Here is a 24,178-nt window from a genome sequence, read left to right on the forward strand (position 1 = left end):
ATAGCTAGCGCATTGGAGGTTAATATGGTTAAAGTCTATGACAGAAATAGAAACCAAATTATCCCAGGCAAACGTGTTATGGTCGCGCAAACAGGGGAAATAGACGTAGCAAAAGCTATCCATGCGGATGGTCTAGCCCCTGTACAGGCAGAGCGTGCGCCTGTTGTGGAGTTGCAGCATACCGGTGCACGTTATGTGCCTTTCGATTTAGTTAGACTGGGTTAATCGTTTTTATCCTATTTTTTTGTTTGTAAGTTGATATCTCACTTTAGTAGCATCAGTGCTTTCACGCCGGAGTGAACTTATATTGACCAGGTTACTCCGGCGTTATCATTTATATAATACTCATCAACAAAATTATATTAATCACGGAATTCAACTCTGAAGAAATATATCCGGCTAGCGTTAAATCCAACCGGATAGCACGATTTAAATATGGCAGGCAGGCTCAATTGCCTGAGCCACTCTCTTTTGGAAAGTATCAAGCTGGCAAAGTTTGTCCGCCCCACTGTTCTCACAGCCTTCTATCTCAATGGGGACGATACCGGCTGGATTGCTTTTCAGATCTAACTTTTCGCTATTTCGTAACTGATCCATCGTTTGGTAGAACATTTTGACCGCAACATATTGCTGATGGTTATCTGGGTTCTGCCATAGTTCAAACACCAATCCCCCGCCCGGCGGCGTATTATCCGGCTGTTGCGGTAGTTGCCAGTTGGCCCCCAGCATCCCCCCAATATTGGCGATATTGGTATCATGACCGCCAAGGAAAAGGAGCTTAGTTTGCTCGGATAATGGCAATGTTTGCCCTTGAGCCTCCCGCTGAAGGAGTAGCGCCGTATTGATCTGCTGTAACAATGGCGTTCCCTTATGGCGAGCGATATAAGGTGTTTTGGCCATCAAATCAAATTGCGCATTATGTAGCGATAATAATGAAACCCAATTCGCTGCTCCGCTTAACCGATGCCAGGCAACATCCGGCATCCCTTGCGAGTTTTGCAGTAAGAAGATCTCACCCAATGTGGATGATAATGCTAGCGGCCCACTAAGCGAGACCTTTGTCCCCTGCTTATTCACCTTAACTTCATTGGCGGCAAAGGTGGCAAAATCACAAGTTTTTCCTTGCTGCTGTAGCAACTTGCAATAGGGTGACGCGGCGAAGTTGAGGATCTCACCCATCTGGACAAATGGCTTAGCATAGCGCTGGCTCACCTCATTTAATGGAGCCCCCAGTCGTGCCTCAATGGCCTTGTGGGTTTGTGCTGAATCTAACTTACACACACCGGCTTCGACGGGATGAAATAGCGGATCAACCTTTTTCAAATCAGCCTGATAATGTACCTTTAGGCCGCATCCCGGCGCTATACCATCAAGGAATGCTTGCCCCGTTAAGCGGGTTCGTTGATCGACATCAGCTTGCACATAGAGCGTTCCGCCTGCCGGGCACCCTGTTGGAAGTAACCCTTGGCTGCGGAAGTAATCACCATAGAAACCGCCCATCAATGTGACTAACTGCGCACCTCTGGGGGTTAAATACCCCGCTGGTACCGGCCATTGCGGCCACTTATCCGGTGTCACATCATTCATTAGCTGTGTCTGTTTCGTCGGTGAACGGACACCATGGCGACTCAAGATAACTACCCGCTCTAAAGTGTAACCGGTCGCTGGTGCAGCAACCGGTGCAGCACTGATCGCAAAGCTACCGAGCATTAAGGACAGCGCGGTTAATCGCATGCTATTAATTGCTATTGTCATAATTTTACATCCTTATTAAAACTACGAATATTTTTTGCCACAACGAGTATGGTTGACGATCGCGGGCATCACCATGTGCGAAAGCAATAAACAACAAAAACGCTAATCGGGCCTGACATGGACAAACGGGGAATAATTTATATAATCAGGCCAAACAAATGAAAAGGTCTGATTATGTCATTTACTGAATGGGTAATTCTGGGTGTGGTTATTGGCTGTGCCGTTGGCGCTTTACTGAAGATTTTTGGTAAGAAAAAAGATAGCTAGCCTATTTAGCGTTTGTGCTCTAAATGTGCCTGAATAAATATCGTAGGCGGCGCTTAGCCAAGCCGTCTACGATGGCCGTTATTGCAGCGTTTGTTGCCCTTCAATTGCCGAGCCAAAATCATCAATAATTGAGAAAAACACCGTCATATTCTTAGTCGGCACTTTATTATCGACCAGCACACCATCAACACTGCTTTTCGGCCCCACCATATCGTCATTGCTCAACTTGATAGCCGTTTTCGTTGCACTCTTATTTTGCGCAATTTCCAAGGTTTGGAATGTCACATTAAATGGTGTCGGATTCGTGACTCGAAGCACGGCACTCTTTCCCTGAGGGATCCATTTAAAAGAGAGTTGGCGAGTAATCCCTTCTGAACTGGCCGGTATACCTGCCGGACGATAGAATAATTTAATCCGGGAACGGAAAGCGATTTGAACTTCATTGTTCGCCGCCTGAGTTGTGGCAGTTTTCGGTGGCACTTCTAATACATTCAGCCAAAACATTGACTCGCGATCAGAGGGGAGTTGACTCGCCTTGCCAGTATAGTAAATACGGACGGATTTATTGGTTTTAGGATTGAGGCGAAAGACTGGCGTATCAACGACAAATGGCACTTTTATCTGTTCAATGGGTGTATCCATTTCAGAAATATTGTTATCAACCCATAATTGTAACAGTGCAGGACGAGGACCATCATTAAGGATCTGCACACTACCTGCTTTATCATCACCGGTGACAATGACACGGGTTAGCCCAATCGCAACACCTGCTTGAGCGACCGTACTGCACACCAGAGTCACCAAAGTAGCCGTAATCAATAGCCCACGTCGGCTGTCTGACTGGCGACCTGCCTGAATCAGAAAATGCCATAACGTGTTCATTTATAGATCAACGTAAATGTGAAACCACCTTTAACTGTTCCTGACTTAACAGTATTCTCGGTTTGGTAAATACCCGCCTGCATCGGCACAGTATAATTTTGTACGCTCGCGGTATTATAACCACTCATGGTGTACTCCTTATTCAGCTCAATTGCTGTACCTGTCTGGCTGCGAAGTAATACCCCCACCCCACGGGCCGTCGCACTGGCGTCCAACGCCACCACACCATTAGCGGTATTTAGCACATTAGTGGTCGCGCCAAATTTATAATTAATCCCCACTAATCCAGCAGGACAGTTATTAAAGTTCAAATTAAATGGCTTTAGCCCTTTAACATCACCAATTGAGTTAAATTGACTGGCAGCCACATCCGGTAAATTGACAATAACATCGGGTGTCACACATGTTTGGGTCATAACCTGCACATTTACCGCATTGGATGGGAATTGTACAATTCGATAACCGTTTGGCTCACGTGAACTACTGGCACCATTATTATAAGTGCGATACACGTAAATATACGCGGGATCAAAAGCAGTGGCCGAACCTGCGACTAAATTCGTCGCTGTTTTGACAAAATGGACCTGTATTTCAAAACCTAAATTGAAGGCGGCACCATTATTGTAGGGAATGGGCCCCAATAATGGTGAAGATCGAACCGCATTAGCCAGTGAATAACCATTCATTGTCATCCAATTACTGGCAAAGCCTGCGCCCGTGACGCGAAAACGTGCCACATAGCCTAGTCCAGTTTTCACTACAGAGTTAAAAACATTGTAGGTGGTGCCATCAATATTGGTGGTAGTGGCGACGGTATAAGGTGAAAATACATCAACGCCAGCCATGATCACATCATTTTGATATGCAGATAAAATCCGGCAAGGCCAATCATTGGCTGAGATGATATTAACCCAGCCACCTATTGGGTCACCGACAGCAGTGTTAGGCTTGACTCTGATGGTCGTGGTTGAGCCAAAAATATAATAGCCGTTGTTATAGGTGCAATCCAACGCAGTGCCATATGCCCAACTGGGGTGACTTCCCCCTAAACCCACCGCCACTATTAGCAGTAACAAAATCAGTTTTAAACGGGCTATTCGAGGAAGCATCACGCCACTGAGTTCCGCCATGTAACGTTTCACACCATTAAAATTGGAACTCATTTGCATATCACCTCTAACTGTCGAAACTCACCCTGGGCCAACGCGCCACGGGATAACGTATAAGCAAAGGCACAACTCTCTCCCGCACCTTCACCCCATATCACGCGCAGATTACCGGACAGCTGATTCACCCGAACCATCGCTTGCCCACCCTGAGCGATATAACCGACGCTAGCACCATTGACCTCTTTCACCTCTGCGCCAAACGGCAAAGGGGTATTATCCAGTCGATGACCTGTGACTAAAATTGAATAGCCGGTCGAGGTATCGAATTTCATCAGCGCAACCGCACCTGCCGTCGGAGCTACCCGTTGACTGGTGGTTTTAAACTCCACATCTGACGATAGGCCTTTCGGATCAAGTTCAACATCATTTTGCCGATACGGGCTTAAATAAGGCACAACAGCCCGACCACGGCTATCCAGACGCATACCCGAATAGTTGGCAACACGTGCTCCGGCGGCATCCGGTGCCTCGACAATGCCGACGGTATCGCCCAGAGATGAGGCCAATATCACACCACCACCGTATGCCACGATGCCGCCAGAAATATTGGTGCTGGCCTGATCATAATCATGACTTTTCGAATAGCTGCCACCGATGGTGGCTTTAGGTGCCAGCCAACTGCCATTCACACCTAACGTGTTATAACGTCCATTGTCATCCGTGCGATTATTCGCCGCCGAAACACCATAGTTAAACTGATTCTCTTCACCTGCAGAACCAGAAACACCGGTCTGTATTGAACTACTGCCACGCGCGTTAGCGTAACTGGAGCTCAAACGAGGTGAACCACTTTTACTCCCTAAAGGAATAGAGAAAGAAACACTCAGCTGATTGTCCCAATCCCCGCTAGACATATTGCGCAACCGATTCAGGGCCACGTTATAGCTCAGGGACTTATAGTTATTATTATAGCCAAGCTGGAAGTTCATATCGCGACTATGCCCGCCCCAATAATCCTGCGCATTAGCATTGGCATAAAAAGAACCATAACCTTCGGGCAAACCTTGCGTAATACTGATTTGCGCCTGATTACGACGACGATATTTAAAGCTATCATCGTAGCTCGCGCTATCACTTGGCAAACTCGAATTAAAAACGGTCTTATTAACTTCGCCGTGTTGTAAATAGTCACGCATTCGCATAGCTTCTGCCGGTGAATAGAAACCGCTACTGGAATAATGGTAACTAGAAATAGTCAGACTGGTATTGGTTTCCGGCAATGATTTGGCGTAGGTAACCCCCAAACTTTGGCCGTTTTGATCATCTTCACCAGGTAACTTGGTTTGCGCCTGTGTCAGATTGAATGCCAAAGCACCGACTGACGTATTGAATGCCAGACCGGCAGATGCAGATAAATACCCTTCAGCTGCAACCACCCCGCCGTTACCGGTAATTAAATTGGATAATCCATGGCGCAGGGTTCCCATCACAAGGGTCGGTTTTTCCACCATTGAATTGTCACGATACTCACCTGCCATTAATGAATAGCGCGTCGTTCCTGGCCGTAGCAATTCCGCTATCGAGGCAAAAGGTACCGTGAACGACTGCTCACTGCCATCCGCTTCTGTGATAGTGACATTCAGATTTCCTCCCTGGCCTGTAGGGTAGAGATCATCAATTGTAAATGGCCCTGGCGGAACCGTGGTTTCATATATGGATTGGCCTTGTTGGCGGACAACAACACGAGCATTGGTGCGGGCAGTACCTCGCACCACTGGCGCGTAGCCTCGTTGAGAATCAGCGAACATACGATCATCTGAGGTCAATTGAATGCCGCGATAACTGATACTGTCGAACACCTGACCATCAGTATTCGAATCGCCAATAACCATTTTGCTGTACAAAGATGGCACCGCTCGTTCAACATAAGTCGCCAGATTTTGATAATCGAAGCCCTGGCTGTCACTCCGATTGAGTGCACTACGATAATATAAACGCCAACTTTGCCAATTAAACCCACCTAACAACCCAAGATATTGATACGTCTGGCTACTGGCATCGCGTTGATGGCTGCGATAACCGGTGTAGTCATATTTCAATGTGGCCGCCGTCACTCCGTCATCCCAATATTTAGGGTTGACGTAGCCGCGTGCCTGACGGATTAAATAAGCTTGAGGTATCTGAATATCTAAACGTTGTATATTTTCATCAAAGATGGCATTTCCACCTTCCAGAATATGATTTAATGGCGAGCAAATACCGGTCGTTTCCAGCTGTTTCAGGATCTCAGCGGTTACCCTATTGGGATCTATTCCTAACTCATCAAACAGACTTAAATCAAAACAGGGTAAGGCAACACTGGATTCTGATGAGGTTAATTCAAAGCGCATCTCCTGACGCCCAACCCACTGCTCATTAAGATAAATATCAATACTACGCATACCGGGAGCAACAGGATTCCCTTCACTATAACGTGCAGCATCAACAGAAAAACGGAGAAAGGAATCGCTAAACTCAACATACTCAGCGTCTTCAGCGTCTTCAGCGGCAACTGGCTGGCTAGATAACATTCCCGCCAAACTACAAATGGCAACGGAAAATGCCGACAAGTATTTCAGGCGATCGCATTTTTGATAATACATCTCTGAATTAAGCATTATATCGAGGTCATTAAGTGAAAGTGCACAATAAAGACGCTGAAAAACGTTAGTTAATTTTATATCTACTTTATTGTGTCAATTTCTGTATAACGAGAACCTCGCCCCCCTGATCATTAATAATGGAGTAAAACACTTGCGTCGTATTATTAATTAAGCCTTTAGCTGCCACCGATAAGCTAATCTCACCCAGGGGTGCCACCATCTTATTATTTGTTTTGCTCAAGTTCGCTAATACAAGCCCTTCTTTCGATGCCCGTAACTCAATTTTCCTAAAAGTGATGTAATACGGTGACGCATTCTTTATGACTAATTGGTTGCCCTTCATAGAGAACGTCAGATGCTGAGTAGCTTGCTCAAAGGGTATTGTTAATCCTGCGGGGCGATAGAACATTTTAATTCTGGTGCGGAAAGCCAGTTGCAGCTTGTTATCATCACCATTGACACTTTTGGTTGGCTTCGGTGGAATTTCTAATAAATTAAACCAAAAAAGAGTTTCACGATCTGCGGCTAACCCAGTACCGGTACGAAATAGACGAATAGTCTGATCCCTTTTAGGATCTAAACGTACCACTGGTGGCGTAACACTAAAGGGAACCTTAATAGTATCTGGCCGTGCATTAATATCGCCTTTATCGATCCAGGCTTGTAAAAGAACAGGCATATCGCCGGTATTGGAAACCTTTACCACAGCTTCGCGCTGTTTCTCATCATAAATAACACGCGTACCACCGATCATAACTTCAGCATGGGCAACTGTCGTTGCAACCAGTAATGTTAAAAGGGTAAATGCTGTCACGAATATTCTACGCATGTGATTTCCAACTATTATGTGGTTTCCAGCGACTATTTAGTTGCTATCAGTGATTATATTTCTAACCATTGTGCTAATAAAACTGGGAGCAATAAGCTCCCATGTTGTAGCAGATAACAATGCTTTATCAGACACTTTAGTTAGTCATAAACAATAGTATAATCTACTTGAGTTATGACTGTACCCGCGCCAACAGCCGCATTATTGGCATAATATTGGGCATAGTAGTTTAATGTTGCACCACCACCAGTAATATCTTCCACCACTCCGCCTTGGCTAGCGCTACCCACCAAAATTGGCGCACTGTTTTTATTCAACAGACGAACCTGAACACCCGTTGCAGTTCCGTCGCTGTTCAGACGGCCTGTCGCTGTTTCCACTTTGGCACCAGGCTCAAAATAGGCGTAAGCATTATTCATTGTCGTCCCAGTACAACCTGACAGTACGATATTGAAAGGTGTCGTGCCGGCAACAGAATTAATCGTGCTCAACGCACTTGCAGAAACAGTGGGTAATGTAACAGTCGCATCTTTAGTGCCATTGTTTACGGCAATGCCACAGGTGGTATCTGTAATTTGACCGTTAATTGTAATAGTTCCATCGGCAGCAATAGCAGATTGCGCAATAAATATGCCAGCGATAGCGGCAATTAATAAATTGCCAGATTTAATTTTCATATTAATTTCCCGTGTTTTAAAATAAAACTTAGACCAAAGTTTTTAATTAGGATTAAAATTCTGAATCAGTGAAATCCGATTTCGTTATGGCCATTATTACAACATTTAGAACATTGTCAATTCGGACTAAAGTGTAAAACTATTAACATTTTTATTGGAAACTAAGAATCATTAAATAGAACAAAAAGAATAGTGGAACTTATCCGTATGAATGATCACCTTTGCGCGTAGGAAGATTCATACGCAAAAGATAATATAAAAACCTGGGTAAATTAAAAATTAAAAATAGTGCAATAGCAGATGAATTAAAAAACATTGTAAAACAGTAAAATAGGATGTTTCTTGCGATTATCTTTACCGGCAGGACTGATGTCATCGCAATTCTATGTGCTATGTTTAATAAAAGCCAATGAGAAGTAATTCCAAAAAAAAATTTACAGCTTATTTACGTTAAAAAATTAAAAAAAATATTTAGCGCTTTAATGCCCATAGAATAATTAACATTAGCCACCACAAATAACAACATTATCAATCAATTTGATTACCACTTAAATACAAATATTAACGATTTTTATCACCGTTTCGGCAGTCTGGCTAATTAGATTGGCAGTGTTTTTATTGTATCATCATTAATCTTATATTTTATAATAACCAAGCGGCCATGACTGGCCGCCATAAATTTCTAATATTAAAAATTCTTCATATTCCAGGTAATAAGATGTTAGCGCGTAACCGGAACTGTAACTTCTGCCTGCACAAATCCATATCGGCTCAGTGGTCTGACTTTAACTGACGTTGGTACAGATGTAATCGCAAACTGTTTAGTGGCTCCGGGCATAATATAAGGGTTACCTAAAGCAACGACTTCATTACTTGGCACTACAATCACCTGTGGCCCAAGTCGAACGACATGTTTGCTCGGATTCTTAATGATTAACTGATTACCTGAGGTGGAGAAGACTAACTCCTGCCATGGTGTTTTGATCTGTGGTACTGCATCCGGTTGGATCAGAAAACCAATCTCCTGGCGAATGGGCATCACAGTCGCATTACCCGGCACCTGTTCGACACCTTCAAATGAGGCTTTTAATAGCACTTCAGTATCCAGCACCGTGCCTTTTTTCAGCACAAAGTTAACCTGCTGGCTTTGTCCAGCGTCAATGCGTGTTACGGGCGGCGAAATCAAAATCTGCTTACTCAGATTTTTGCCATCCAAATCAGCCAACTTAGTGACCAATAATATCGGGTGAGTGGAGGTGTTATCTATGGTGAAACTGGTGCGCCCCTCACCCTCTTTCAACATGACCGTTGTACTTTCTAATTTGAATGAAGCATAAGATGCGATGCTCCAGCAGCTTAACAGAACCAGCAAAACCAAAATAAATAGCGAATTAAAACGTTTGTAGATATTGGTATATGTAGCCACGGTATTCATGCTGGTATAGCTAACCATCGTATTTTGCATAATAGATCCTATTTCAAAAAAATATTTACTGAGTGCCTGCTTGCTGGACTGTTTTAAAAAAATTAATGGCATACCGCGTCAGCAACTTCATACAACGTATCCGGATCAAACTTATCCGGTTCTGTATAACTCACTACGCACTCACTGCTGTTGGCAGGTTTTATGCGTAACATGATACCAATCGCCTTGTTTTCCAACATAAAGTTACCATCACCGATAATGGTGCCCAGAAAGTTACCCTTTTCATCGAGCACGTTAGCACCCACCGGCATCATCTCGCCGCGACGACTACGAATTGTCAGCAATAGTTGGCGAGTTTCTGTCGCTTCAAAATTACGGGTTGCCACAGTGCCACGCGTCACCTTCAAATCAGTACTGGTGCTATTAAGTCGGATATTCAATGGCAATGTTTTGGTACTTATTTGTGCTTTCGATGCGGTATAAGGCATCACTGACGGCAGCAAAGCCGTCCCGGCATAGTCGGTAATCGCCATACCGCTGCTTGGTGAAGATACGCGCAAGTTAGATTGATTTGGTACATTCACTACCGCAAAAGTATCACCAATCGCTGACGATGAAGTGGCAAAGGTGTTGTTCGCATAAGCCACTGATCCACTGGATGAAAAATATACCGAGCGGCTATTATTGGTTGCCTGAGAAACTCCGCCAGCTAGCTGTGAATAGGCCGTTTTCATATTCAGTGCACCATTGATTCGTCGTTGAGCATCACTGCCCGTGATTCCCACTGAGTACCCTTTATCATCATCCCAGGTCCCCTGATAAGTGCTGCCTAACGTCATATTACCGTTGGCGCGTTGCATCCGCCCACTGAGTGACCCTTTACCTAATGGCATGCTAATACCGACATAAATAGCATTCTGCCCCTGTGAGGTAGATTGGAAACTCAACGTGGTGGTGACTCGGCCAAATTGCTCACTCGCCGAAAAAGTCTGAGAAATACTGTCTGCTGCCTGATAATACCTATTATTGGACAGTACATAGGAAAATGCGCCCCATCGAGGATGCGCCCATGTCACAGCCGCCGAGGTGGAGTTTTGTAATTTCCCATACATCAAGTCATTTAGATTATTGCCGCTGCTCAGGGCATTATCGGGCGACCAGTAATTCACTGAGTTGTATAGCGTCGACAGTGACGCACTTAAATTACCGTTAATGGCCATCTGGTTCTGCAACATAAACTGGTATCCCTGACCTACATCCTTGGTATTGGTATAACTTACCGCCGCTGAAAACCAGGCATTAGCCAAACCGCTATAAAGATTTTGCACACTGATATTTTGATAATCAGTGGAAATAAGCCCGGCTGACGTCATACGAAAAGAGTTCGCCGGATTAAACGACATTTCGCCCGAAACCAAGAGTGGCGACTGGCCATTAGCATCAAGCAACGTATTCCGATAGCGGCCTATCGCCAACTGGTGTGTACTGGCCTGCTGCTCAAAATTGGGGTCAAGGGCATTGGATACCGTGAAATGCTGACGTGTACCATCTTCTTCAATCACGTCGACATCCGTCACGACACCGCTGGAAAAATTACTAATATTGGATAACGAGAATGGTCCCGGCGCGACAACTGTTCGGTAAATAACCCGCCCACGCTGACGAATTTCAATAGTGGCATTAGTATTTGCCATCCCTTCAATCGGCACCGTGAGCTGCGTATTATTCAACTGAGCATTATCGGAATATAACTGAACGCCAGCTATTGGCAGGCCAGAATATGTCTCGCCAGCCAGACCAAATTCACCCAGTTGCACAACAGACTTTAATGACTCCACAGCACGCAATGCGTAAGTTTCCTGATTGTCGTAACTGCTGACTCCTTGGCTATAAGTGTAGGCACCACGGTTTCGCAGTACCCAGTTATTAAAGTTAATGCCTGGCTCAAATTGCCCTTGAAACAGATTAAGGGTGTCGTTGTTACTCTCGAAGCGCTGACCAAATAAATTATAATTAAGTAATAATGCATGACCACCCTGTTGGTAATCACTGCCTTCCATTTCAGGGTCAAAAGCGTCCTGCGGTAATGTCATCTCAACGCGGAATTGGCCGGGAAATAACTTAACAGCCACCCCAGGCCACAGTTTTTCAAAGTTCTCGCAACTGTCATTACTGTTTTTATGGCGTAATTTCAGCTCCATCAATAATTTTTTATCCGCACACAATTGACCTTCACTATCGAAAGTCGCGACGACATGATAGGTTTTATTAGCATTGATAATAATGGTGACATCATGCTGGCCCGGTAAAAATTTATCCTGTGTGCTAAAGAACTCAGCTAATTCTGCTGAGTAACCTAAACCTTCCAACGTTTTTATGTCAAACACTACTGCCCCCTCTTTAATTGCGGATACAGCCGCTATGGGGAGGAGCGAAAAAAGGAACACTGTAAACGGGAACAAAAAACGGCAGACAAACAAAATAGAGTCCCGTAAATAAGGTGAACAAATAAGCGTCACTAATGGTAAGCACAGAACTTTTTTATTAAAAATTAACTATTGTTATCAGTTCAGAATCATTTTTGTTTTAAAAAAAATCACACGACGCTATCTAAGTAAACAACGACTCTGTGTATATGTGAATATATAAGCTAAATTCCGAATGCAAAGTTCATAGTTAATGAACCATCAATATTTATATTTTCAGTGATAGGGCCCCCCATAGTGCTTGCACCCGCCAGTGTCGGCGTCACTGTAAAATCAGCACTAAATATCTTACCGGCTTTCGCTGTGGTGGTATTCTCAGCCCAGCCAAAACGATAGTTATTTCTCAACGTTTCCAGGGAGTGTCCGCCCTGTAAGGCGTTACTGGCATCGATAAAATACAAGAAGCTACTCGCGCCATCGACCTTGGCATTACTCATTGTTGTTCTATAAAAACCAATTTTCCCAGTGCCGTTCACGAAACCCAATCCAAAATTATGAATGCCGGTGACATCACTAATGGATGCTATGCGGTTATCATGTGAGGTGAGGCTAAGATACGTCACCCCATCACAGATAACAGTCCAGGTTTTACGTATCGGGGCCAGTTCAGTCACGACCGTCCCCGCCTTTATTTTGGTTGATGAAACCTTACCCACATTATAAATACCACCATCAGGTGCATTGACAATACAGGTCGGCACCCCCATGTTTCCTTTAACTTTTAATACCGTAGAAGGAGTGGTTGCTTGGGTAGCCATAGACAACATTAACGATGCAAAAACAGTTAATTGTAAGATGTGCGTTTTCATCATATTTGAGCAACTCCCGATATTAGAATATCGCTAGTATTTATCAAAAAATCTGACTCATTTTAAATAAAGGGCAGATTAATTCCGCCCCTGCTTTTATGTCGTTATCTAGGCGAGAATTAGATACCGAAGGCGAAGTTCATCGTCATTGAACCATCGATCTCTGCATCTTCAGTGATCGGACCGCCCATGGTGGTGGTACCTGCAAGAACCGGGCTGACTGTGATATCAGCAGTGAACACTTTGCCGACACTCTGGGTATTAGCCGCAGAAGACCAACCCGTGCGCAAACCTGTGGTCAGGTTAGCCGTCGATGCTGCGGCAAAGGTTGTCGTAGCAGAAGAGAACACGTTAGACGCTTTACCGTCCACGGTGCCATTCTTCATCTGCGCATTGTAGTAACCGATTTTGCCGGTACCGTTTACGTTACCCATGCCGAAGTTAGTTGTACTCGCAACACTTGCAGAAGCAGTGCGGTTATCGATAGGCATAAAGTTCAAATAGGTTTCTGCATCACAGTTTACCGTCCAATTTTTAGTTATTGGTGTCAAGGCAGTCGTTGCAGTACCTGATTTCACTAAAGATGAAGACAAGTGACCAAAGTTATACACGCCGTCATCTGGCGCAACGATGGTGCAGCTTGGCACTGTCAAACTACCTACTACTTTTAATGTCGCAGTAGGTGCGTCTGCATTGGCAGCATTAATACCAAAAATTAAAGAGGAGAGTACGGTAATTTGGGCCAGTTGCTTTTTCATTTTAATAATCCTGATATATAAAATGTATCACATTTCGATACTTAATCGACCTATAGGCTGACGCCTGTGGCTTAATTTCATTTATTATCTGTTTAAGAAGAATAATATATGAATTTAATAATAATGTTGTCATTAGACGTTTTAAGCGTTTCTCTGTATATAAGATAAGATGTCGATCTGGTGTAGGAAAAATCCTACGGCACAGTTATTTATCGTCCTACGCACGCTTTATTTATCAAAAAAATAATTACCTTGCTAATTACGTGGAAATTAAACAGTAGCTTTATTGATCAATTTATTTCATTAAAGTCTAACTTTTAATATTGTCATTTTTCAATATGCATATTGAATCAGTACCTTGCTGAATAAATCACCTTTTATACTCAATATTTTATTATTTTATATTGTGGTCATTCCTAATGAATTATTATCCGGGGTGCGATATAGGTACCTCAGAATTAAATTCGCTGCTCTTTGACACCCATTTCAATGAGTGTTTTGTCACCATCGTCGATAACCTGACGTTATCGCCCCACGCAACAGACTTAGTGTGATAAGGATCGCTGAATCTTTTTTCTATAAGTGCTTGAATAATGGCAGTGTGCGAGGAATTCTCCCCCGCTAAAAGAGTATCTCCTCGGGTGTTTTCGAGGCGGCCTTTTCAACCGCTCATGTCTCTCTCCATGAAATGGTTGCGAACATGGCCCCTTTTGCGGCATGTTTACAACAACACCTCCCTGCTTTAGACGTTCGAATTATCACTTTGTGAGCAACCTGATGATTAAGTGGCTGTGGAAAGCAAATCAACCGCAAGCGGAGATACTTGCGCAGTGGCATGAAGCCCTAAATATCCCCTTGTTAGCGCCGTTGAATGAGCAGGAGCAAGAGCGCCTGGTCTCTGTGGCAAGTCATCTGCTGCAACAAAAACGGCTAGTGCCGTTACAGGGGTTAGTTTTGACCCCACTGATGCAAGCTCGTCTTACACTGCTGTTCGCGCTGCCGGTCATGGAACTGGGCGCCAAATGGTTAGATGGCTTTCATGAGGTGCTTATCTATCCTTCACCTTTTGTGGTTGAGGATGAGTGGCAAGATGATCTCGGCTTGGTGCATTCTGGTCAAACGGTACAATCTGGCCAGAGTTGGGAGCAGGGGCCGATTGTCCTGAATTGGCAAGATGTCCAAGATTCTTTTGATTTATCAGGCTTTAATTTGGTCATTCACGAGGCCGCACATAAGTTGGATATGCGTAATGGTGGCAACTCAAACGGTGTGCCGCCCATCGCCATGCGTGATGTCGCCTCGTGGGAGTATGACCTGCATCAGGCGATGGATAATATTCAAGATGAGATAGATATGGTGGGGGTTGAGGCCGCCAGCATGGATGCTTATGCCGCCAGTGACCCAGCGGAGTGTTTTGCCGTGCTATCTGAGTATTTTTTCAGCGCGCCTGAGTTATTGGAAGGCCGCTTCCCTGCGGTTTATCAACATTTTTGCGCTTTCTATCGCCAAGACCCGTTGGCCCGGCTGAAACGTTGGGAAAAACAATAGCGCCGTTTGGCCCTCGATTGCTCAGATGCTGAGCAGTCGATCCAAATGCACTCATTTAACGTTGACAGTCACAGGCATGCTAGATATCATGCGCCCCGTTCACACGATTCCTCTGTAGTTCAGTCGGTAGAACGGCGGACTGTTAATCCGTATGTCACTGGTTCGAGTCCAGTCAGAGGAGCCAAATTAGAGAAGCCCGCTTAGGTCACTAAGCGGGCTTTTTGTTTTATTGCTTTATCAAAGCAAAAAGCAACTTATCTGATCCTGATCCGCTTCTTGCGATCAATTAGGTTACCCGCCTCATCATAATACCGGCTAGGCCAAATCTCTGAGGGATGGATATTCAACACTGCCGCGATCAGAAATTCGCCCTTTGGCCACGGGCACTTCAGCGTATTCGCCAATGTTGATGATTTCAAACCCGCTTGACGAGAGATAAAGGCCAACGAAGTCTTCTTCTTATGCAAGCTCGCAATAATATCTGCCTGATGCCAATCACTTTTATCCATAAAAGTACCTTCCTTTTTTGACGTAAACAGAAAAACCAGTCACGGTTTTTCACCCAGAGTTAGCGACTTTAGTAACTCTAAATAAAATCAATCTTAAGGAATGCTAAAGATGTCGTCAATATAGATGTTCACGGCAAAAAACTGATGATCCCTAAACGTTTGAAAACAGCTCGTTTAAAGGCAAACCTGACGCAAGAAAAACTGGGCGTGCTTGCTGGTATTGATGAAGCAACCGCTTATTCTCGGATGTCTCATTATGAGAGCGGCACTCACCGCCCAACATTTGAGACTGTTTGTGCCTTTGCCCGCGTGCTGAATGTCCCCGAAAGCTATTTTTATACCCTCGATGATAGCTTTGCTGAAGCACTGCTTGAGCTGCACGAAAACCACGAAGCGCGCTGGCATCCCGAGAAATAAAGTCGATTTTAAATCATTGCGTTATAAATAGAATTAGCGGTTTTACGTGTAAGGGAATCTTAGCGAGAAGCACACGTCATCGGCGTCGATAGCATCAAGATTAATAAGCAATAAATGTTTGAATATCATTGTCATTAACCGTGAAACAGCCCGTAAAACAGCGGCCCGCGGGGAAATCATCACTTAAACCGCGTAATAGCTGCAATTCAAAGCGCCCTGAGACCAGCGAATAGCTAATGAGACGCGCCTCAAGAAAATCAAAGTAGCGACCCAGTTGTGGATATATCGCTTTAAATAAGCTCTCTTTGGCTGAAAAGGCTAACGTCAGTAGATGGTTGAAAGGCAATGGGCCTTCCTGAGAATCGCGGTACTCCTCCTCACTGAGAATGCCGGGCCACAGATCTTTGGCCCTTTCCACAGGAATCAACCCTTCGATATCCAGCCCAACACCATGGGCAGCGCGGCTTTCAGTTAATGGCCCTACAGCGGGAGTGATGACTTGAGCCGAGCATAAAGCACGTTGGCTGTTATGGCTGATGCTACCAATTAGGCCGGTGGGCCACAGTGGTGCACGATCCAGTCCATTGGTCAGTGGATAGTCGCGGATTTCCAGCATATTCAGAACTTGGCGGGCCACAAAGCGCCCGGCCAGATATTCAGCACGCCGCTTATTCACGGCTTTGTGCAAGCTACTGGGAAACGCAATGCCGTAGACAGCAAAGAGTTCATCCCGGTATTCATTGACATCAAAATCGCATTTCGCCAACACGCCGTGAAACAGTGGCTGACCATTCAAACCGCTGGCGGGCAGTGCGGCAAAGGTAAAGTTACGGATAAATACCGACGTCACAAATTATCCTAATCCTATTGATTCATCGGCTTTATAGTAGTAGTTAACCTTCGCCACCACAATATTAGAACCCTGTCTAACCACATAACTTGTTGTCAGAACAGGATTTTAACTCAGTACCATAGGCTCATGATTGGCCAGCCGACCAGCAGCAGCATGGAGATATAGAACACCCCCATGATCCCGCCCAACCGCCAGTAATCTTTCGATTTCACATAGCCGCAGCCATAGATAATCACACCAGGGCCGGTGGCGTAAGGTGTCAGCACCCCCATGATGCCGATAGAGAGCACCAGCAACATGGATAGATGCTCCATCGGCACACCACTCAACCCTTTACCTACCGCCAAAATCACTGGCAGCATAGTGGCCGTATGCGCAGATAAACTGGCAAACAGGTAGTGAGAGAAGTAGAACACCAGTACCAGCGCCACCACCGTCATCGTCGGTGAGAAACCGTCCAGATGAGTGCTCATGGTGTTGGCAAACCAATCGATGAAGCCGGAACGGGTCAGGCCGTTTGCCATCACCACCAGTGTCGCCAGGTTAACTAAGGTGTTCCAAGCGCTGGAGTATTTGGTGATATCTTTCCACGACACCACATGCAGCGCCAACATTAGGGATACGGCCAGCAAGCCGACTGCCGTCGCATCAATAAATGCGCCACCAAACACCCATAAGCACAAGCTTAGTAGCACTAATCCGATCAGAATCATCTCTTTGCGAGTCAGTGCCCCCATCTCATTCAGTGCTGTTTGCGCCCACGCCGCCACTTCATTACTTTTCGTCACGCCGGGTTTATACAGCACATAAGAGAGCCAAGGTGCCACGATCAGCAAAATTAACCCAACCGGCAAGAATGCCAAGAACCACTGCATCCAACCGATATGGACACCAGCGATCTTATTCACAAACTCGATACCCAACACGTTAGGTGCCGCGCCCGTCACAAACATGGAGGAGCTGATACTGGTACCAATCACCATCATCCACATCAGATAGCCGCCAATGCGCCGTGACGACGGATCATTAGGGAAGGAATCGAACAGCGGCGGTAAGTTTTTCACCACCGGGAACACAGTGCCACCGGTACGGGCGGTGTTCGATGGCGTGAAAGGGGCCAACAGAATATCGATGATAACAATGGCATAGCCCAGTGTCAGGGTGCGCTTACCCATAAACTTCACCATGAACAGGGCGATCCTGCGACCCAGTCCGGTGGCTTCATAGCCGAGAGCAAAGATAAATGCGCCGAAGACCAGCCAGACGGTGGTGCTGGAGAATCCTGCCAGCCCCCATTTCAATGACTCTTTACCGCCATTAAAGCCAGCATCAGCCACTTCTGCGGCGCTGAATAGCACCCAGTCAGAGCTGAGCACACAAATCGTCACCGCGATAAAACTGATCGCCGTGGCGGGGATCGGCTCTAAAATCATACCCACAATCATGGCGACAAAAATCGCGAAATAGCGCCATGCTTGAGGGGGCATTCCTTCTGGGGTCGGGATCAGCAGCAGAACGGCCAGCACCACAAAGGGCGCGAGCGCTTTCCATAATTTCTCTTGCGACTTCAACATAAAGAGACTCCTATAACACCGTTATTATTTTTGTGAGCGGGATGGTGAGGGAACTGCGCCAGCAACCAGGTCAAGATCAGCAGGTCAGCACTGCCGCCAGGGCTCAGGTTGCGAGCGATACATTGGGCGTCAAACTCTTGCACCCGCCTCTGGCTGAGGGGGTCACCCATCCCTGCCGGTGAGAGTGAAGCCAGAATTTCCGTCGCCTGTTGTTGTAGCCATTGCAGCCCCGCCATACCGCCACGGGAGACCACATTGGTATCGCGGTTGACGGACATCAAAATCAGCAAGGTGTGCAATAGGGCGTGATCAGGTTGCGTACCAGCAGCTAACAAGCGCTGATACGCAGGTAAGGCATGGGTTAATACGGTGGCGAAGCCCGATTCCGCCTCACCACGTGCGCCCGTCAGTCCATGTTGATAGAACAAGCGTTGCCCCGCTGTTTGCTGTGGGTTGGTCTGGCACAGCTCCCGTTGGGTCAGCCCGCAGCAGAGACTCGCTGCCTCTTGGCAAACGGCATCAGCGTGAATCAATTCACCACGGGCTTTCAGCCGCCCCAGCGCGCAGCAGAGCAATCCCAGTGAGAAAACGCTGCCTTTATGGGTATTGACGCCGCCCGTGGCGCGAAACATGCTGTTTTCACACGCCAATCCCAGTGGGCGCAAACTGCTCAGCGCCGCTTGCCCCTGCAAAGGGTGATGGCTGATACCATGCTCAATAAAGCGCGGCAACCAGGGGGCAATAGCATCAGCACTGTCATAAAAATCGATCAGTGCCATATCTCGATGTGCGCCACAGTTGAAGCGATCGACTAAACCGGGCTTGGGTGTCAGATTGACCTCGGTCAGCATCGCCCGATAAGCCAGCCCCCCCCAGTAGGTTGAGAAGCCAGAAGCCCCCCCAGCCAGCACCGAGGGTGATAGCGTCGCCCTTGCGTCAGTGCGTTGCAGTTGTGGCATTGAGCATCAACTCCATCTGAGTCAATAATTCGTCGACGCTGTGGGTTTGCGCCCGACCACACACATTGGCGGGGCGATGACACAGCAGGCAGCGGCGCGGCGGCAAGCCAACGTCACGGCGCGACAAGATCTGTCCGGTGGCATCAAGCACATCGATATCCCATAACCGGCCCTGCGGGTGTTTCAGCTCGAGGAGCATTGCCGCGTCTTTCACCTGCTCAGCAGGTAAATCAACGGCAATCAAGCCTTCACAGCCAGTCGGTAAAGGAAAAACTTCTTGCTGCAACACCGACCAGCGCTGTTGTTGGCACAAAGTAGTAATGGCCTGCCATGCCAGTGCAAACAGCTTGCGGGTCAACGGGTTATCCTTCACCGCGCCGGGGGCCACCAGCGTGAGTGAAATCAAGCTCACCTGATGGCGCGCCAACCAGAGTTGTTGCCGGTGCTGGCGCGATTCACGGCTGGTGAGCAACTCGGGCAAACTGATGGGCCGGTTAGCCGCTAATGCCGGAGAGAGCGTATTCATCGCCTACTCCTCTATCTGATGCACAACATCAATCACCGAGCCGTCGCGGTAACGCACCACGGCCACGACGCGATCAGTGAATTTGATAGGCTGTGGCACCCCAGTCAGGATCAATGCGCGCTGATAGAGCCACTCGATGGTCACCACCGGCAATCCTGCTTGCTGCAAGCGCTCGGCCAGCTCTGGTCGAGCCGGATTGACGGCAATACCGTGATCGGTCACTAAAATGTCGATACTGGAGCCAGGGGTGACACAGGTGGTCACTTCATTCACCAGTGTTGGAATGCGCCCACGTACCAAGGGTGCGACGATAATCGACAATCGCGCCGCGACCGCCGTATCACAGTGGCCGCCGGAAGCACCGCGCAATACGCCGTCTGAACCCGTCAGCACATTGACGTTAAAACCAGTGTCAATCTCCAGCGCACTGAGCACCACCACATCCAGTCGGTCGACAGACGCCCCTTTTGAGCTGAAATTGGCATATTGATTAGCGCTGATTTCGATATGACACGGGTTGCGGGCCAGTGAGGAGGCCGCCTGCCGATCAAAGCTTTGGACATCCAGCAGCTTGGTAATTAGCCCTTTTTCATGCAGATCCACCATGGTCGAGGTGATGCCGCCGAGAGCAAAACCGGCAGTGATCTTGCGCCGCAGCATTTTATCTTCGAGAAAACGGGTGACCGCCAGTGATGCCCCGCCAGTGCCAGTTTGCAGTGAAAATCCATCGACAAAATAGCCCGATCCAGCGATAACCTCAGCAGCACGGCGAGCAATCAGTAATTCGCGGGGATTGGAGGTCATGCGGGTGGTATCAGCGCCAATCTTGTCGGCATCACCCACTTTTTCAACCTGCACAATCAAATCAACCTGATCTTGCGTAATGCTGGCGGGGTGATGGGGATAAGCCACCAGCGCTTCAGTCAGCAGCACAACACACGCTGCATATTCGGCATCCACTCTGGCGTAGCCCAAAGAGCCGCAACAGGCGTTGCCGCTAAGACCATTTATTTGACCAAAACCATTGGTATTACCGAATTCGTCACAAGCTGGCACGCCGATAAAGGCCACATCAATGGTCAATTCGCCGGATTCAATGAGGTTAACCCGCCCACCGTGAGAGTGAACTTGTACTGGTTTACCGAGTAATCCACGTGACACTTCTTCGGCCAGTGGCCCGCGCATACCGGAGGTGTAGATCTCGCTGACCACACCATTGCGAATGTGATCCACCAGTGGCGAATGACAATCGCTCAAGGAGCTGGAGGCCAATCGTAGATTTTTGAAACCCATGGCAGCGATGGCATCCATCACCAGATTCAAGGTTAAGTCACCGGCACGGAAAGCGTGGTGGAAAGAGATGGTCATGCCATCTTGCAGCCCTGAACGGCGAATCGCCTTTTCCAATGAATCGCAAATTTTGATGTCACGGGGCTTTTGCGCCTGCAAATTAGCTTTAGAGGCGTTTTGATATAGCTGATACGCCGGGCCGTTATCCTGGCGAACACTGAAGCTTTCTACTCGTTGTTGCCTATTCATCTTTTATTCCTCACGCAAACCGCTGACTGCACGTTGCAAAACCAACCGCGCCCGTTCAATCACTGGGCTGTCCACCATCTTGCCGTTCAGGGAGACCACCCCGCGCCCTTCAGCTTCCGCGGCCGTGGCGGCATCAACCACCGCTTGCGCATGGCGAACTTCTTTTTCGGTCGGGGCATAGAGGTTGTGTAACAGTTCGATTTGACGCGGGTTAATCAGCGATTTGCCATCAAAGCCCAATTGTTTGATCAACGCGGCTTCTTGCAAAAATCCGGCTTCGTTATTGGCATCGGAGTAGACGGTGTCGAAAGCCTGAATCCCCACTGCGCGGGCGGCCTGCAAAATTGAGCAGCGTGCAAACAGCAGTTCAATGCCTTCTGGTGAGCGCTCGGTGCGCAAGTTGCGGACATAATCCTCCGCCCCCAATGCGATCCCCATCAGGCGCTCAGAAGCTTGTGCAATTGCCAGCGCCTGCGTAATCCCTTGCGCTGACTCAATGGCGGCCAGCAGGCCAGTGCTGCCCACTTCGCGACCACACTCGGACTCGATACGGCTGATTTCTCGCGCCATATCCTCCACATCTTTCGCGTTATCGGTTTTCGGCAGGCGCACGATATCGGCCCCACCGCGCACCACCGCTTCCAAATCTGCCAGTCCATAAGCGGAATCCAGCGCATTGACCCGCACAATGGTTTCTACATCTTGATAAAGCGGGTGTTGTAAGGCGTGATAAACCAAACGGCGGGCAGCATCTTTTTCGCGCAGGATAACCGAGTCTTCTAGATCAAACATCAGTGCATCTGCCTGATAAATAAAGGCGTTACTCACCATGGCGGCATTAGCACCGGGGACGAACAACATGCTGCGGCGCATTCTGTTTTTCATTTCAGTTTTCATCACTGCGCTCTCCATGGCAGAATTTTTTCATCGCAGGCTCTGAGCAGTGCGGTTTCCAGTCGTGCCTGCAAAACGCAATCCAGTGCGCCTTTATCATCAATAATCAGTTGCACCCCGGTGACCTGATGCTGTTCCAGCAACGCCAGTACGCTGTAGCGAATGGCCTCACCAAACTGCTTATCCACACTGCTGTGAATTTGTAGGTCTATTTCCGGTGGATTTAATGGCGCGATACGCACCATAACGTCGCTCGACTCCAGTGTTCCGGCGACGGCCTCTCTGATAATTTTCATTTTTCACCTGATTAACTTATCTTCAAATTCAGTGGTGACTGACTGACGTCTCAGTACCTATCTTTGCGCCCTGCTTTATCGACCCACGTTAATCGACTAAAACAGGGCTGGATTCTTTGCGGGTAAGGCGCTTTTCTCGGTGCTGGCGGCCTTTTGCGCGCGCTGTGCCAGCAGTCGCTGTAAGTAGTGACAGGTGGCAGGCGGCACCAGTTTGCGTATGGTTTCGGCGTCTCCCTGCGCTAATAATTTGCGCACCCAAGAGGCGGAAATGGCAGTGTTGTGATATTTAAGGCGCTCAATTTCCACCAGTGAGATCGGTGGATATGGCAATGACGCCGTTTCCAGCCAGTAGCTCATGTCGTGGTTATATTTGGCGGTCACGGTGCAAAATGGCTCTGTACCCACAAAGCGGTGAGTCACACCCAGTGCTGGCGCTAAATATTGACGGAATATTTTCAGATCGATTTCGGTATAGCAGTCATCCGCCACACCCTGGTCTTTAATGAAATAACAGGGGAAGGTGGCGCGAGAGATCATATATTCCGAACCGGGATGCACGGTGAGATTGGCAATATCTTGTGTACCATCGAGAACTAATTGCAGCCGATCGTCATAGGGAAAACGTGAATTATCTTCTTTCACTAAAAATAGATGTAACCAATCACACTGTGCCGCAGCCTGACGCACTAAATATTGATGTCCACGGGTAAAAGGATTGGCATTCATCACGATGCTGCCAATTTTCTGCCCCGGCTGACGTAATTGGCTCAACTGTTTGGCATAGCGCTGTAAACGACAGGCACTATTTTCCATTAGCACCACAATGCCAGGGACACTGGCTATCGGATAAAAGCCACAATCTTTAAATAAGCTCTCATTTTTCGTTTTGGTATAGATAAACAGATGGCTGTGATGACGCTCGTAAGCCAAATTGACCAGCTCGGTTGCCAGTGTTAGCGCCAGGCCTTCGCCCCTGACCTCTTCGCTGATGGCCACGCACTTGATAATATTGCCAGCGATGCCACCACAGGCCACCAATTTTTCATTACGGCTTACGGTAATAAATACGTCGACAGTGGTATCTATATTCAGATCGTTAGCACGTAAGAAACGTGTTATTTCTACAATCCGCTGATGGTCTGAACGATTAATTCGGCTAAATACCGCATCCATAATTGACTCTCTGCTATAACGTTTGCATAACAAATAAAGAACAAGTTAAATATCGAAAAATAAAATAACTTAGCATTTACTCTTTAAATAAAAAATTCACATAAAAACAACAATACGAAATAAGATATTGGAACTCGTTTTTTAATTAGAATTATTTGACGAGCACATGCTAAACATAAAAATAGCCTGATTAATTGACCTATTTCACATATAAAGCAGTAAATATAAGTTATTTAATGGTTTTAATTTT

At 46.9% G+C, this 24,178-nt stretch carries 22 protein-coding genes and 1 tRNA gene; 4 read left to right on the forward strand and 19 right to left on the reverse strand.

Annotated features, from left to right (window positions below; translation table 11 throughout):
• Positions 1–24 precede the first annotated feature (24 nt).
• Positions 25–225 (forward strand): putative selenium delivery protein YdfZ, encoded by a 201-nt coding sequence (gene ydfZ, locus ACZ76_RS01240; protein ID WP_048620141.1) that lies wholly within the window; start codon positions 25–27, stop codon positions 223–225.
• Positions 226–429: 204 nt separating this feature from the next.
• On the opposite strand, the gene ACZ76_RS01245 is transcribed toward ydfZ, so the two are convergent.
• The 10 genes from ACZ76_RS01245 to ACZ76_RS01290 all read right to left on the reverse strand — a co-directional run bounded on the left by ACZ76_RS01245 (position 430) and on the right by ACZ76_RS01290 (position 13,640).
• A complete protein-coding gene (locus ACZ76_RS01245) occupies positions 430–1,755 on the reverse strand; it encodes an AppA family phytase/histidine-type acid phosphatase (protein WP_048616079.1) in 1,326 nt (441 codons plus the stop codon).
• Between the two features lie 345 nt (positions 1,756–2,100).
• Positions 2,101–2,904: a fimbrial biogenesis chaperone gene (locus ACZ76_RS01250; protein ID WP_048616081.1), complete on the reverse strand. Its 804-nt coding sequence runs from the start codon at positions 2,902–2,904 to the stop codon at positions 2,101–2,103.
• Positions 2,901–4,067 carry a fimbrial protein gene (locus ACZ76_RS01255; RefSeq protein ID WP_048616083.1) on the reverse strand — a complete coding sequence of 389 codons (1,167 nt, stop codon included), beginning with the start codon at positions 4,065–4,067 and terminating at the stop codon, positions 2,901–2,903. The genes ACZ76_RS01250 and ACZ76_RS01255 overlap by 4 nt, the downstream gene beginning before the upstream one ends.
• Complete coding sequence (locus ACZ76_RS01260; protein ID WP_048616085.1) at positions 4,064–6,670, reverse strand: fimbria/pilus outer membrane usher protein; 2,607 nt, start codon at positions 6,668–6,670, stop codon at positions 4,064–4,066. Before ACZ76_RS01260 ends, ACZ76_RS01255 begins: the two co-directional genes overlap by 4 nt.
• Before the next feature lie 70 nt (positions 6,671–6,740).
• The gene (locus ACZ76_RS01265; RefSeq protein WP_048616087.1) at positions 6,741–7,484 is read right to left on the reverse strand and encodes a fimbrial biogenesis chaperone; all 744 of its coding nucleotides are present in this window, start codon (positions 7,482–7,484) and stop codon (positions 6,741–6,743) included.
• 140 nt (positions 7,485–7,624) lie between these two features.
• Positions 7,625–8,161: a fimbrial protein gene (locus ACZ76_RS01270; RefSeq protein WP_048616089.1), complete on the reverse strand. Its 537-nt coding sequence runs from the start codon at positions 8,159–8,161 to the stop codon at positions 7,625–7,627.
• Positions 8,162–8,882: 721 nt separating this feature from the next.
• Positions 8,883–9,626 carry a fimbria/pilus chaperone family protein gene (locus tag ACZ76_RS01275; protein ID WP_162489027.1) on the reverse strand — a complete coding sequence of 248 codons (744 nt, stop codon included), beginning with the start codon at positions 9,624–9,626 and terminating at the stop codon, positions 8,883–8,885.
• A 62-nt stretch (positions 9,627–9,688) separates the two neighbouring features.
• Positions 9,689–12,067, reverse strand: coding sequence for a fimbria/pilus outer membrane usher protein (locus ACZ76_RS01280; protein WP_082146887.1), 2,379 nt, complete (start codon positions 12,065–12,067; stop codon positions 9,689–9,691).
• A 170-nt stretch (positions 12,068–12,237) separates the two neighbouring features.
• Positions 12,238–12,882 (reverse strand): DUF1120 domain-containing protein, encoded by a 645-nt coding sequence (locus tag ACZ76_RS01285; RefSeq protein WP_048620144.1) that lies wholly within the window; start codon positions 12,880–12,882, stop codon positions 12,238–12,240.
• Positions 12,883–13,001: 119 nt separating this feature from the next.
• Entirely contained in the window at positions 13,002–13,640 is a 639-nt protein-coding gene (locus tag ACZ76_RS01290; RefSeq protein ID WP_048616091.1) for a DUF1120 domain-containing protein, read from the reverse strand.
• A 777-nt stretch (positions 13,641–14,417) separates the two neighbouring features.
• On the opposite strand from ACZ76_RS01290, the gene mtfA reads away from it, so the two are divergent.
• Positions 14,418–15,188: a DgsA anti-repressor MtfA gene (gene mtfA / locus ACZ76_RS01295; protein WP_048616093.1), complete on the forward strand. Its 771-nt coding sequence runs from the start codon at positions 14,418–14,420 to the stop codon at positions 15,186–15,188.
• A 108-nt stretch (positions 15,189–15,296) separates the two neighbouring features.
• A tRNA-Asn gene (locus ACZ76_RS01300) sits at positions 15,297–15,372 on the forward strand.
• Between the two features lie 70 nt (positions 15,373–15,442).
• Here the strand turns inward: ACZ76_RS01300 and ACZ76_RS01305 are convergent.
• Positions 15,443–15,697, reverse strand: coding sequence for a helix-turn-helix domain-containing protein (locus tag ACZ76_RS01305; protein WP_048616096.1), 255 nt, complete (start codon positions 15,695–15,697; stop codon positions 15,443–15,445).
• A gap of 144 nt (positions 15,698–15,841) precedes the next feature.
• Between ACZ76_RS01305 and ACZ76_RS01310 the strand changes: the two genes are divergently transcribed.
• Positions 15,842–16,114 (forward strand): helix-turn-helix domain-containing protein, encoded by a 273-nt coding sequence (locus tag ACZ76_RS01310; RefSeq protein ID WP_048616098.1) that lies wholly within the window; start codon positions 15,842–15,844, stop codon positions 16,112–16,114.
• 100 nt (positions 16,115–16,214) lie between these two features.
• On the opposite strand, the gene ACZ76_RS01315 is transcribed toward ACZ76_RS01310, so the two are convergent.
• The 8 genes from ACZ76_RS01315 to citC all read right to left on the reverse strand — a co-directional run bounded on the left by ACZ76_RS01315 (position 16,215) and on the right by citC (position 23,928).
• Positions 16,215–16,964 carry a 4'-phosphopantetheinyl transferase family protein gene (locus ACZ76_RS01315; RefSeq protein ID WP_048616100.1) on the reverse strand — a complete coding sequence of 250 codons (750 nt, stop codon included), beginning with the start codon at positions 16,962–16,964 and terminating at the stop codon, positions 16,215–16,217.
• A gap of 113 nt (positions 16,965–17,077) precedes the next feature.
• Positions 17,078–18,541 (reverse strand): anion permease, encoded by a 1,464-nt coding sequence (locus ACZ76_RS01320; RefSeq protein WP_048616102.1) that lies wholly within the window; start codon positions 18,539–18,541, stop codon positions 17,078–17,080.
• Positions 18,535–19,500, reverse strand: a complete 966-nt coding sequence (citG, locus tag ACZ76_RS01325; protein ID WP_048616104.1) for a triphosphoribosyl-dephospho-CoA synthase CitG — start codon at positions 19,498–19,500, stop codon at positions 18,535–18,537. The genes ACZ76_RS01320 and citG overlap by 7 nt, the downstream gene beginning before the upstream one ends.
• The gene (gene citX, locus ACZ76_RS01330) at positions 19,478–20,026 is read right to left on the reverse strand and encodes a citrate lyase holo-[acyl-carrier protein] synthase (RefSeq protein WP_048616106.1); all 549 of its coding nucleotides are present in this window, start codon (positions 20,024–20,026) and stop codon (positions 19,478–19,480) included. The genes citG and citX overlap by 23 nt, the downstream gene beginning before the upstream one ends.
• Positions 20,027–20,029: 3 nt before the next feature.
• The gene (gene citF / locus ACZ76_RS01335; protein ID WP_048616109.1) at positions 20,030–21,565 is read right to left on the reverse strand and encodes a citrate lyase subunit alpha; all 1,536 of its coding nucleotides are present in this window, start codon (positions 21,563–21,565) and stop codon (positions 20,030–20,032) included.
• A 3-nt stretch (positions 21,566–21,568) separates the two neighbouring features.
• Positions 21,569–22,462, reverse strand: coding sequence for an aldolase/citrate lyase family protein (locus ACZ76_RS01340; RefSeq protein WP_048616111.1), 894 nt, complete (start codon positions 22,460–22,462; stop codon positions 21,569–21,571).
• Positions 22,462–22,755 (reverse strand): citrate lyase acyl carrier protein, encoded by a 294-nt coding sequence (gene citD, locus ACZ76_RS01345; RefSeq protein WP_032898964.1) that lies wholly within the window; start codon positions 22,753–22,755, stop codon positions 22,462–22,464. The genes ACZ76_RS01340 and citD overlap by 1 nt, the downstream gene beginning before the upstream one ends.
• 96 nt (positions 22,756–22,851) lie before the next feature.
• Positions 22,852–23,928 carry a [citrate (pro-3S)-lyase] ligase gene (citC, locus tag ACZ76_RS01350; protein WP_048616116.1) on the reverse strand — a complete coding sequence of 359 codons (1,077 nt, stop codon included), beginning with the start codon at positions 23,926–23,928 and terminating at the stop codon, positions 22,852–22,854.
• Positions 23,929–24,178 lie beyond the last annotated feature (250 nt).

This window comes from Yersinia aleksiciae, from assembly GCF_001047675.1.
Taxonomy (GTDB): Bacteria; Pseudomonadota; Gammaproteobacteria; order Enterobacterales; family Enterobacteriaceae; genus Yersinia; species Yersinia aleksiciae.

What these genes read in the sequence shown, in the direction of transcription:
- citF (WP_048616109.1), bottom strand. Translation starts at nt 21,565, where the DNA reads ATGAATAGGCAACAACGAGTAGAAAGCTTCAGTGTTCGCCAGGATAAC.
- ACZ76_RS01340 (WP_048616111.1), bottom strand. Translation starts at nt 22,462, where the DNA reads ATGAAAACTGAAATGAAAAACAGAATGCGCCGCAGCATGTTGTTCGTC.
- ACZ76_RS01310 (WP_048616098.1), top strand. Translation starts at nt 15,842, where the DNA reads ATGATCCCTAAACGTTTGAAAACAGCTCGTTTAAAGGCAAACCTGACG.
- ACZ76_RS01275 (WP_162489027.1), bottom strand. Translation starts at nt 9,626, where the DNA reads ATGCAAAATACGATGGTTAGCTATACCAGCATGAATACCGTGGCTACA.
- citC (WP_048616116.1), bottom strand. Translation starts at nt 23,928, where the DNA reads ATGGATGCGGTATTTAGCCGAATTAATCGTTCAGACCATCAGCGGATT.
- ACZ76_RS01260 (WP_048616085.1), bottom strand. Translation starts at nt 6,670, where the DNA reads ATGCTTAATTCAGAGATGTATTATCAAAAATGCGATCGCCTGAAATAC.
- citD (WP_032898964.1), bottom strand. Translation starts at nt 22,755, where the DNA reads ATGAAAATTATCAGAGAGGCCGTCGCCGGAACACTGGAGTCGAGCGAC.
- ACZ76_RS01285 (WP_048620144.1), bottom strand. Translation starts at nt 12,882, where the DNA reads ATGAAAACGCACATCTTACAATTAACTGTTTTTGCATCGTTAATGTTG.
- ACZ76_RS01270 (WP_048616089.1), bottom strand. Translation starts at nt 8,161, where the DNA reads ATGAAAATTAAATCTGGCAATTTATTAATTGCCGCTATCGCTGGCATA.
- ACZ76_RS01320 (WP_048616102.1), bottom strand. Translation starts at nt 18,541, where the DNA reads ATGTTGAAGTCGCAAGAGAAATTATGGAAAGCGCTCGCGCCCTTTGTG.
- mtfA (WP_048616093.1), top strand. Translation starts at nt 14,418, where the DNA reads ATGATTAAGTGGCTGTGGAAAGCAAATCAACCGCAAGCGGAGATACTT.
- ACZ76_RS01305 (WP_048616096.1), bottom strand. Translation starts at nt 15,697, where the DNA reads ATGGATAAAAGTGATTGGCATCAGGCAGATATTATTGCGAGCTTGCAT.
- ACZ76_RS01250 (WP_048616081.1), bottom strand. Translation starts at nt 2,904, where the DNA reads ATGAACACGTTATGGCATTTTCTGATTCAGGCAGGTCGCCAGTCAGAC.
- ACZ76_RS01290 (WP_048616091.1), bottom strand. Translation starts at nt 13,640, where the DNA reads ATGAAAAAGCAACTGGCCCAAATTACCGTACTCTCCTCTTTAATTTTT.
- ACZ76_RS01265 (WP_048616087.1), bottom strand. Translation starts at nt 7,484, where the DNA reads ATGCGTAGAATATTCGTGACAGCATTTACCCTTTTAACATTACTGGTT.
- citG (WP_048616104.1), bottom strand. Translation starts at nt 19,500, where the DNA reads ATGCCACAACTGCAACGCACTGACGCAAGGGCGACGCTATCACCCTCG.
- ACZ76_RS01255 (WP_048616083.1), bottom strand. Translation starts at nt 4,067, where the DNA reads ATGAGTTCCAATTTTAATGGTGTGAAACGTTACATGGCGGAACTCAGT.
- citX (WP_048616106.1), bottom strand. Translation starts at nt 20,026, where the DNA reads ATGAATACGCTCTCTCCGGCATTAGCGGCTAACCGGCCCATCAGTTTG.
- ydfZ (WP_048620141.1), top strand. Translation starts at nt 25, where the DNA reads ATGGTTAAAGTCTATGACAGAAATAGAAACCAAATTATCCCAGGCAAA.
- ACZ76_RS01245 (WP_048616079.1), bottom strand. Translation starts at nt 1,755, where the DNA reads ATGACAATAGCAATTAATAGCATGCGATTAACCGCGCTGTCCTTAATG.